Below are 10,017 nucleotides of genomic sequence, written 5' to 3' on the forward strand. Positions count from 1 at the left end.
ATCTTTCAATAATCTGCTTCGCAATCTCGATACAGCTTAAAGAACTCTCAATCCAAAGTAAATGCAGCTTCAATCCAGTCCAAATCATAAGTGAGCTGAGAAAAGTCTTGCTGTAGCATTTTTGCAATTTGTTGCTGCGCTTGAATACAAATCACATCAAAACGGCAGGAGAAATTTTGATATTCAGCATGTTCCAGTAAAAAATGCTCAGCTGTCCGAATAACCTTTCGCTGTTTATTTAAAGAAATACTTTCACTCGCCTCGCCGAAAGTTGTGGAAGCACGCGCTTTGACTTCTACAAAAATCAACTGCTCAGCATTCACCATGATTAAATCAATTTCACCATAACGGCAACAGTAACCTTGTACCAGTAAAGTAAAGCCTTGTTGTTGCAAATAGCGCTGTGCCAATTGTTCTGCCCAAATTCCAAAAGCATTACTATTTTTCATATCAAATGATTGACTCTAATTATACGAATGACTCAGATACACTGAAAAATCAGGTAAACTACGCTTTTTAGTTATTGTGTCGGAGAATATATGAGTGCTCAGTTATTTGTTGTTGCAACCCCCATTGGGCACTTAGATGACATGACCTTTCGTGCAATTGAGGTTCTGAAATCTGTAAGTCTGATTGCAGCCGAAGATACCCGCCAATCCGCACAGTTACTCAAACATTTTAATATTGAAACACCACTCACTGCCTGCCACGATCATAACGAAGCCAGTAAAATTCATCAACTGATTGAAAAATTAAAAAATGGTGAAAACCTTGCTTTGATTAGCGATGCAGGCACACCACTCATTAGCGACCCAGGTTTTAAATTGGTACGTGCTGCACAAGAACACGGTATTCGGGTGACTCCTATCCCTGGGGCATGTGCGGCAATTGCGGCACTGAGTGCAGTAGGTTTACCAAGTGACCGCTTTAGCTTTGAAGGTTTTCTCCCTTCCAAGTCATCACAACGTATCAGTCAGCTCGAAAAACTCAAAGATGAAACTCAAACCCTGATCTTCTATGAAGCGCCACATCGTATTTTAGAGTGTGTCAAAGATATGCAAGCAGTATTTGGTGCAGATCGTGCAGTAGGTTTTGCCCGAGAAATTACCAAAACTTTTGAAACCATTAAGAAAATGACACTGGGTGAATTGGTCAAATTTATTGAGCAAGACCATAATCAGCAAAAAGGTGAAATTGTACTGGTTGTTGGTGGCGCAAGCACTGAGAAAGACCTAAGCCAAGCCAAACTCGACGAGTGGTTACAACGCTTGTTGCAAGACGTTTCTGTTAAAGTCGCAGCACAAATTGTTGCTGATCTCACTGGTATAAAGAAAAAAATTGCTTATCAGCGTGCATTAGAACTGACTCAATCTGAAGATTAAGCATCTTATGATGCATTCACTTATGCAACTAGAAGAAGTGAATGCTCGACCAAATCAAGACCACCAAAACCAGCATATGCAAAATCTGTACTGGCGCAAAAGCCAGTACATATTTCCAGCCACCAGATAACCCTGCATTGATGCTCTTGGCAACGGCATGCATCAACAAACCTGCCATCAATGCAAATAATAAAATGCCGCCTTGTGCTGAATTTGGTGCACCCTGCAACACTAATGCAGCAATTGCAGCATGTATTTCAAAAAACGAAGCCAGTAATGTTCCTGCAATTAGCCCTGCATGCCCCAGTAACAATCCCAAACCATAAACTGCCACCTGAATAAGCGTCAGTATCACAGCAATTAAACTGGCTTGCTTGAGGCTAAACATGCGTGAATTTGCAGGATTCGCATCAAAACCCTGCTCTTGGTTTTTTCCGCCGAATCGCAGCAACCAAAATACGGCTAATACTAAAATTGCCGCAGCGATGACGCAAGGCAACAGAATCAGCTTAAACCAAACCCAACTTGTACTTGCTACAATCAATAACAGCTCTATCAACGTAGATATACACGAAACCAGTGCTGCAGCGGCCTGATGAATCGGATTCGCTTGTCTGGTTCGCACCTGAACCCCAAGACTGGCAATCGTTGCCGTACTGGATACAAAACCCGATGCAAATGCCGATAAAATCAAGGCCTGCTTATTGGAGAATAATCGCTGTGCCAAATGCGCCAATGCTTGTACCGCCAAAATCAAAACCAATAGCTTCACAATTAGATAAGGGTTGAGTACAGGTCCCCAAAAAGGTTGATTCGGTATCAGTGGCAAAGCAATCAGCGTTAAGGCTAAAAGCAACAGACCATCACGAAGTTCTGCTTCAGTAATCCAAGAACTGGCAATGCCATGCAAATCCTGTTTTGCCCATAAAATAATGGTTACTGTCACCGACACACTGGCAGCAATCGCAATATTCCACCAACACAGCGCCCCAATAAAGTAAGTCATGCAAAATGCAAGTTCGGTAGTCACACCATGATCTTCTTTTTGTACCCACACCGTATACAATGCCAGACTGCCCACCAGTACCGCACCAACAGCCCCGATTTCTATGCCAAAAGAAAAACACAATACTCCCAGCAATGCACTCAGACAAAAAGAGCGCAATCCTGCAAATTCTTGTTTTTGTTCTTGGAATTGATGTCGTTCACGCTCTAAACCAATCAATAACCCACAACCCAACGCAGCCGCCAGTACAGCGATCAAATCTTTGAATTCAACAGTTTCATATAATGTATGCAAAGGCAAATTCATGGCGTGTCCAAGTTATTTTTATAATTTCACACCCATTATGAAGTATTCTGACAACCGTTGGGTAATAAAAAAGCACTAGATACGCTAGTGCTTTTTTATTTTTAGTCGTGTGTACCATCATCTGGTGGGACTTCAGTGATTCGCCCACCGCGTGCTAGAAATGCAGCAATTTCATCTTCCAAAGCTTGACGCTGTTTTAGTTTGGCCGTAACAGTCAAACTCTCTGCTTCTGCGAGATCCATATCACTGACATTATCTTCAGCAGCACTCGCACCTTTTTCGGCAGCTTTTGCTTCATCATCATCGACAACTGCATCATCTGCATCGTCGTAATTATTCATTTCATCCGTCATGAGTAACTCCCCAAATTATGCATTGTGTGAACTGTTTTCAGCATTCAACGATTAGGGAGAAATGTATCAATCTATTCCCCAATCGCAAAGAGGGTAAATTAAAAAATTCTCAGTTTTTAGACAAAAAACCACCGAGTAGTCACACAACTGCATAACGAGTTGGTTTTAACGTGCTCACACCACTAGCCTGCTGCATAAATAGATCTTTGGCAAATGGATAGTTTTGTACCTGTTTCAGACCTAAACTTCTCGCCCAAATCAATAAACTCAACTCGGAACTTTCCAACCAACCAATTGCTGACATGCTGTGCATCATGGCCTCATTTTGTCCTTTGCGCAAATGTGCATAGCGGCGCAAGGTTTGCTCATGTGCCCAAACACCACGTGACAAATCATGTAACAATACATCACACAGTACAGCAGCATCCAGACAGCCAATATTCACCCCTTGCCCAGCCAATGGATGAATCACATGGGCCGCATCGCCCACAAGAGCCAGACCTGCTTTCACATAATGTTCGGCTGAACGGGCTTTCAAGGGAAAATGTGCTCGAGCCGTCACATCCACGACCTCACCCAGCATGTGCAGACTTGCCTGATTTAACAAGCGCATAAATGCAGCATCATCGAGTTTGGCATATTCTTCAGCATAGTCGTCAGGCAATGTCCAGACAATGGATTGCCAGTAACCCTGCTCTTCAGGCTTCAAACTGCACATTGGCAAATAGGCCAAGGGGCCTGTCGGCAAGAAAATCTGACGTGCAACATAATCATGTGGCTGTGTGGTTTTAATGGCACAGCTAATCGCAGCTTGATGATAATCCAGCACATCTAAACCAATCATGGCTTGGTCACGTACAAATGAGTTTGCACCATCTGCCCCTATCACCAGTTTGGCTTGTAGTGTGCTGCCATCTTGCAGGGTAATCTGCCAGCCCTGCGGTAGCTGTTCCAGACGTGCCACTTTGACCTGTGTACGATAATCGTGAATCTCTTGCTGCATTTTTTGCTGAATGGCCAAATTCAATACACTCGGCTCAACCATTGAACCGAGCCATTGCTCAGCAATTGGAAAACTTGGACTGGTTTGCCCAAAAGTAATTTCGCCATAGCCATTTTGATTCCAGACCTGCATGCCTGTATAAGGCATATGCCGTGCCAGTAACTCCCATACACCAACATGTTCAAGCAAATGCATGGTGGCATGACTCAGCGCCAACACTCGTGGATTAGGCTCAGCCAGTACTTTTTCTGCATCCAGAATTGGGGCTGCATCCAGTACGGTCGCCTGTACTCCACCTTGTGCCAATAGCAATGCCGTTAATCCACCGACCAATCCACCACCAATAATCACCACATCATGCTGGCTCATGCTTTTAACCCCATCGCATAACTGGCAACCAAAGGCTTCACACCAGGAATCACATCAAATGCAATCAACCCTGCATTACGCAAGACTTTGAGTACAGGGTTATTGTTACTAAAACCACGTACTACGCTGTCACAGAATTTGATGACCCGTTGCTGATCCTTTAAACGAGATTGCTCATAGGCCTTAAGCATACCTGCATCACCAATATCGTCGGATACTGCCAGTTGATGGCGAATAAAACGGAGTAATACATCGGCATCACGCAGACACAGGTTAAAACCTTGCCCTGCCACAGGATGCAACGTATGTGCAGCATTGCCCATAATCACAACACGTCCAACAGCTTGCTGATGTGCTAACACTTGTGACAACGGATAACAAAAACGTTTGCCTGTTCTTTCAAAACGTCCCGCGCGATCACCATATGTTTGCTGCAAAGCATCTAGAAAATGCTGATCATTTTCCTCGCCAAGCCATTCGTGCTCTGTGCCTTTTTTCACTGGCCAGACTACAGAACGGCGATATTCACCTGGTAAAGGTAACAAGGCTAAAGGTCCTAAAGGACTAAAACGCTCAAATCCAACATGCTGATGCGATTTTGAAGTTTGTACAGTCGTGACTATCGCAACTTGATCATAATCATGTTCATCGACACCCACCCCAAGCGCCTGACGACATAAAGAATCTCGACCATCAGCAGCGATGAGCAGTTTAGTGGTAAATTCTAGTTGCTCAGTGCCACGCTGTGCCTGAATAGTCACTTGCTCTGCATCTTGAGTTAATGCAGTCACTTGTACGCCATCAATCAGTTCAATGAGTGGTTGCTGGCGGACTTGGGTCAGTAGCACTCGCCCAAGCCATGCATTTTCAATGACCTGCCCGAAACTTTCGACATTTTCCTGTTCAGCTACTAGACGAGCCTTACCAAAACTGCCTTGCTCGGTAATATGCACCTGCAAAATCGGCGTTGCATGTTGTTGCAAGGCATCCCACAAACCCAACTGCTGATAAATCTGTACGCTACGACGTGACAAGGCACTATTTCGCGCATCAAAACTGGAGTGATATGGAAGATCTTGTCCTTCAATAAACTGAGGATATTGAATCGCTTCGAGTAGTTTGACTGCAATATTGGTTTTTGCCAACATCAATGCCAAACTCAAACCCACCATTCCACCACCAACAATAATGACTTGTTGTTGCATTTTTGAGTTCCTCTTCGCCCTAACGTGCTTCGGCCATTAAATGTTCAATATCATCAATATCTTTGACCACATCTGAAGTCAGTACACGCGGCCCTTGCTGAGTCGCCACGACATCATCTTCAATCCGAATACCAATGCCGCGCCATTTTTCATCGACTGTTTCATCATCGGGAGCAATATAAAGCCCTGGCTCAACTGTCACCACCATGCCCGCTTCATAAGCACGCCATTCACCCGCTGTTTTGTATGTACCCACATCATGCACATCCATACCCAACCAGTGACCTGTCCCATGCATGTAAAACTGACGATACGCTTCGGTTTCAAGCAGCTCGTTCAGTTCACCTTTGAGCAACCCCAAATCCAGCAAGCCTTCAGTTAGAATTTTAGTGGCGATACTATGCGGCTCACGGTATGAATGGCCAATTTTTACAGCATCAATTGCCGCATATTGTGAAGCTAACACCACTTCATACAACGCTTTTTGCTCTGCTGAAAATTTACCGTTAACAGGAAAAGTTCGGGTAATGTCTGAGGCATAACATTCATATTCGCAAGCAGCATCAATCAGGACCAAATCACCATCTTTAAGCGGTTGATTATTTTCCACATAATGTAAAATACAGCCATTGGCGCCACCACCGACAATACTGTTATACGATGGTACACAGCCGTATTGCCCAAAAATATAATTCAGTTCTGCCTCAAGTGCATATTCCATCATGTCAGGGCGAGCTTTTTGCATGGCACGCATATGCGCTTTTGCACTGATTTTCGATGCAATCTGCATCAGTTCGATTTCCTGCATGGACTTGATCAAACGCATTTCGTCAACAATACGGTCAAGCTGGATCAGCTGTGCAGGAGATTCATGCCCCTGACGCTGCTGTGCATCGGCCTTTTTTAACCACTGGCTAACACGTGCATCAAACTCTGCCTGATGCCCGATACGATAATACAGGCGATCTTTATCTAGCAGTTTTTCAATAATTTCTTCATCTAGCAGATCAATTGCATAGGCTTCATCAGCATCATAATCTTCAATTGCACCATCAATCCCTGCCCGATACCCATTCCAGATCTCAAGCTCGCGATTGCGTTCACGACAAAACAGGCTATAGCTATATTCATCACCCGACTCAAATGTTTCAATCACGGCTACAGCTTCAGGTTCAGGGAAACCCGTCAGATAAAAGAAACTGCTATCTGCACGAAACTTATAGTCTGCATCGCGATTGCGGTATGCCACAGGGCTGGTTGCAATAATCGCAATACTGTTCGCTCCCATTTTTTTGGCAAGTTGGGCGCGACGCTGTTGAAAATCAATTTGAGTCAATTTCATGATGTTCTTCTTTATCAATATAATCAGATGCTACACATCATCCAATTAACTTGGACGATGTGGGGTAAACATTTCAACAACAGGGCTTGCTTTTTGCTGTTTCTGCTGAAGCAGAGGAGTCTCTGCAATCTCAACTTTCTTGCGCCCAATCGAAAGACTCACAGGGATCAGGCGTACAAATTCGTACAATTCCTGATAACTGATTTCACCTTCTTCATCATTATCTGAATCTTCAAACTCAACTGCTGCAACTTCTTGTAAATGTTCAATCAATTCCATTTCATCTTGACGCAGATGACCAGAAGCCAACCCAAAACCCAGTACCACGCCTGCACACCAGTCAGCGAGCGCTTGTACGCGTTCTTGCAAGATATGTTCATCATCTGGCAGTAATGGTAAATAGTCGAGTTCATCTTCAGACAATGCATGAGCAACATCTTCTGCTTCATCGCTCAGAAGCACCAATGCATCTTCATTTGGTGCTGGCACATGGAGTGTTGCCAGAATTTGTAACCATTCATCACGGTTTGGTGGTTGTGTCACACAAACTATACCAGTCAATAGCCCATGTAACTCACTTGGGCTTGAAACTTCTTCAATAGAAGAAAAATTGCGTTCCCACTCAGACCAACCAGAAATATCGTCTTGCATTCGTTTATCCAATCTCTATACTTCGTATATATTACCTTTGTTTGCAGCACTGTGCGACCACGTTATGTTAGAAGAATTAAAGCGCCTTCAGGCACACATTGCGGTAGTGAAAAACCGTTTAGCACATTTTGAGCGTGAAAATACGTCTTTGCTTGCCTCAAAGCAGCAAAGCGATGAACAATATCATGCACATTTGACGCAAAAAAATAGCATCATCACGCAAAAGCAGGATGAGATTGACAGTTTGCAGGATCATTTAGGCACCTTGCAGTCTCAATATAAACAGCTCAATCAAGATGCAACCACGCTAGCCGATCGTTATAACCGTCTGGAAAAAAGCTGTACTGATCTCAAAAATCGTTTTCAGGAAATTCTTAACGAACGCAATGAATTACGTGTCGTTAAAGAAAAACTGCAAAATGACTATAAACATGCCCAACAGGAAATTACATCCTTAAAACAGGAACAGGAGCGTCTGATTCAAAAGAACGAACAGGCAAAATCCAAAGTTGAAGCCATCATTCATCGTTTGTCTGTCCTAGGTACAGAGCAAGATCAATACACACAAGAAATTCAGCAACTTGCCAACCCTGCTGAACAGAATGAGGAAAATTCGTAATGAGTGAAGCTGTCACTGTCGAATTACGTATTATCGAACAGGTTTTCCGTCTCGCTACAACTTCCGAAACGAAAGCCGACCTACAAAAAGCAGCTGAATTACTGAACGAGAAATTTCAGGAATTTCGCCGTAATGCTCCTCGTGTTGAACACAATAAACTGGTGATTATGGTTGCTTTAGAGCTCATGCAGGAAGTTCTTGCATTGAATAAATCTCTACAAGAATATAGTCATTGCGAACGAATTCTCAGCTCGTTATTAACTGAAGTTGAAGAAATGGTGGAATAACCGCACAAATCCTCAACACTTGAAAAACAACTTAACAATGAACTGGTATCAGGAATTTGCATCCTTCTTGTTATTGGTTATACTGTTTATAGTCTCTGAGATGTTTGCCAGCGCGTCGAATTCCCCTGAGCCGATATCTTTTTTTTAGGATTACGTTCTGCATATTTAGAGTGTATGCCTGCCTTAGAGTAGGAAACCCAGCAAGTGTGCGTCGTGTCCACCTTGAACTTTAGGGTTCAAGGGTGACGACATGCAGCGGCATCTTCGGAGTACTATTTTTTAAATAAAAATAATAATTTATATCGTATTAAAATTTATAAAATTCTATTAACCCCTCAAACAATCTAAAATGTAGCCACTATGTAGTCCCTAGAGATATTAATTCATTTTTTATTATCGATACTTATGTCATAAGTACCGTTCAGTCATGACTACAAACAAATATAAGCTCACCAAAACATTTGTTGAAAACCTTCCACTCTCTCCAGATAAGCAAGTTTTCTACAAAGACTCTGAGCTACAGGGCTTTGCTTTACGTGTAACTAAAAGTAAAAGTTATATTGTTGAGAAGAAATTACCCGGAGGTAAAACATGCCGTACTACTATAGGGCAACATGGAGTGTGAACTGTTGCTCAGGCACAAGAGAAAGCACGTGAATATTTACTCATGATTTCCAAGGGGATTGATCCAAATACACTAAAACAGGAGACATCTACCAAAATCAAGCAAGAAACTGCAAAGAATAAGCAAATCCCAACACTTAAAGATGCTTATGAATTTTATAAAGAGAAAAAGGCTTTATCATCTGCATCATTGATCGCCTACGATATTTGTATAAATAGCTACTTTCAGGATTGGAATAATTTAAAGCTTACATCGATCACTAAAAAAATGGTTCAGGAACGCTTTTCTGACTTATCCAAAAATAGTCCAGCACAAGCAAACTTATCAATTAAATTTCTTCACGCCCTCTTTAACTATTGTTCTAAGCATTATTTAAATGATAAGGATGAGTTGATCATAACGACAGAAAACCCCGCCAAAATCATTACTCAAAATAACTCATTGAATAGGATTAAGCGCCGAAGAACATATGTAAGATCAGATCAACATCATGCATGGGTCAAAGCAGTAGTAACATCATCTTGGGTTGGGGAGCAAAATGACGATTTTCGAGCCTATACCAACCAAGACTTTTTATTACTTCTTGCATTAACAGGATTTAGACGTAATGAAGCCGAACGCCTAGAATGGAAAAATATTGATCTCAAATATGGAACGATTACAGTTACCGACACTAAAAATGGTGAGGACTTAACCATTACCAATGGGTAGCTTACTATGGAAAATTATGCAGGAACGTAAAAAACGAGCGAATAATCATCTATAAGTATTTACCGATCGTGGTGGATAATCTCATATTAGTGACCGAAGAGCTGCAAGATTGAAAGTTGCACAGGAATCAGGAATCAGGAATCAGGAATCAGGAATCA

Annotated in this window: 11 protein-coding genes and 1 other RNA gene; 5 read left to right on the top strand and 7 right to left on the bottom strand. The window is 42.5% G+C overall.

Annotated features, from left to right (window positions below):
* Positions 1-47 precede the first annotated feature (47 nt).
* Positions 48-449, bottom strand: a complete 402-nt coding sequence (locus tag F975_RS11535; RefSeq protein ID WP_004753471.1) for a YraN family protein — start codon at positions 447-449, stop codon at positions 48-50.
* Between the two features lie 90 nt (positions 450-539).
* Here F975_RS11535 and rsmI point away from each other — a divergent pair, with 90 nt between their 5' ends.
* Positions 540-1,382, top strand: coding sequence for a 16S rRNA (cytidine(1402)-2'-O)-methyltransferase (gene rsmI, locus F975_RS11540; protein ID WP_004753472.1), 843 nt, complete (start codon positions 540-542; stop codon positions 1,380-1,382).
* A 28-nt stretch (positions 1,383-1,410) separates the two neighbouring features.
* On the opposite strand, the gene F975_RS11545 is transcribed toward rsmI, so the two are convergent.
* The 6 genes from F975_RS11545 to F975_RS11570 all read right to left on the bottom strand — a co-directional run bounded on the left by F975_RS11545 (position 1,411) and on the right by F975_RS11570 (position 7,617).
* Positions 1,411-2,694 (bottom strand): MgtC/SapB family protein, encoded by a 1,284-nt coding sequence (locus F975_RS11545; protein ID WP_004753473.1) that lies wholly within the window; start codon positions 2,692-2,694, stop codon positions 1,411-1,413.
* Positions 2,695-2,795: 101 nt separating this feature from the next.
* Positions 2,796-3,047 carry a hypothetical protein gene (locus F975_RS11550; protein WP_004753474.1) on the bottom strand — a complete coding sequence of 84 codons (252 nt, stop codon included), beginning with the start codon at positions 3,045-3,047 and terminating at the stop codon, positions 2,796-2,798.
* Between the two features lie 139 nt (positions 3,048-3,186).
* The gene (locus F975_RS11555) at positions 3,187-4,419 is read right to left on the bottom strand and encodes an FAD-dependent monooxygenase (protein ID WP_004753475.1); all 1,233 of its coding nucleotides are present in this window, start codon (positions 4,417-4,419) and stop codon (positions 3,187-3,189) included.
* Positions 4,416-5,624 carry a 2-octaprenyl-6-methoxyphenyl hydroxylase gene (gene ubiH, locus F975_RS11560; RefSeq protein WP_004753476.1) on the bottom strand — a complete coding sequence of 403 codons (1,209 nt, stop codon included), beginning with the start codon at positions 5,622-5,624 and terminating at the stop codon, positions 4,416-4,418. The genes F975_RS11555 and ubiH overlap by 4 nt, the downstream gene beginning before the upstream one ends.
* Before the next feature lie 19 nt (positions 5,625-5,643).
* On the bottom strand, positions 5,644-6,966 hold the full coding sequence (pepP, locus tag F975_RS11565) for a Xaa-Pro aminopeptidase (RefSeq protein ID WP_004753477.1): 1,323 nt from the start codon (positions 6,964-6,966) through the stop codon (positions 5,644-5,646).
* Positions 6,967-7,011: 45 nt separating this feature from the next.
* Positions 7,012-7,617: a UPF0149 family protein gene (locus F975_RS11570; protein WP_004753478.1), complete on the bottom strand. Its 606-nt coding sequence runs from the start codon at positions 7,615-7,617 to the stop codon at positions 7,012-7,014.
* 64 nt (positions 7,618-7,681) lie between these two features.
* On the opposite strand from F975_RS11570, the gene F975_RS11575 reads away from it, so the two are divergent.
* From F975_RS11575 to F975_RS15330, 4 genes are all read left to right on the top strand, one after another.
* Positions 7,682-8,236 carry a hypothetical protein gene (locus F975_RS11575; RefSeq protein ID WP_004753479.1) on the top strand — a complete coding sequence of 185 codons (555 nt, stop codon included), beginning with the start codon at positions 7,682-7,684 and terminating at the stop codon, positions 8,234-8,236.
* Positions 8,236-8,523 carry a cell division protein ZapA gene (locus F975_RS11580; protein WP_004753481.1) on the top strand — a complete coding sequence of 96 codons (288 nt, stop codon included), beginning with the start codon at positions 8,236-8,238 and terminating at the stop codon, positions 8,521-8,523. Before F975_RS11575 ends, F975_RS11580 begins: the two co-directional genes overlap by 1 nt.
* Positions 8,524-8,612: 89 nt before the next feature.
* Positions 8,613-8,798, top strand: a non-coding RNA gene (ssrS, locus tag F975_RS15540) — 6S RNA.
* 392 nt (positions 8,799-9,190) lie between these two features.
* Complete coding sequence (locus tag F975_RS15330; protein ID WP_004753485.1) at positions 9,191-9,859, top strand: tyrosine-type recombinase/integrase; 669 nt, start codon at positions 9,191-9,193, stop codon at positions 9,857-9,859.
* Positions 9,860-10,017: the final 158 nt, after the last annotated feature.

Origin of the sequence: Acinetobacter brisouisimilis (assembly GCF_000368265.1) — a bacterium.
Lineage (GTDB): Bacteria > Pseudomonadota > Gammaproteobacteria > Pseudomonadales > Moraxellaceae > Acinetobacter.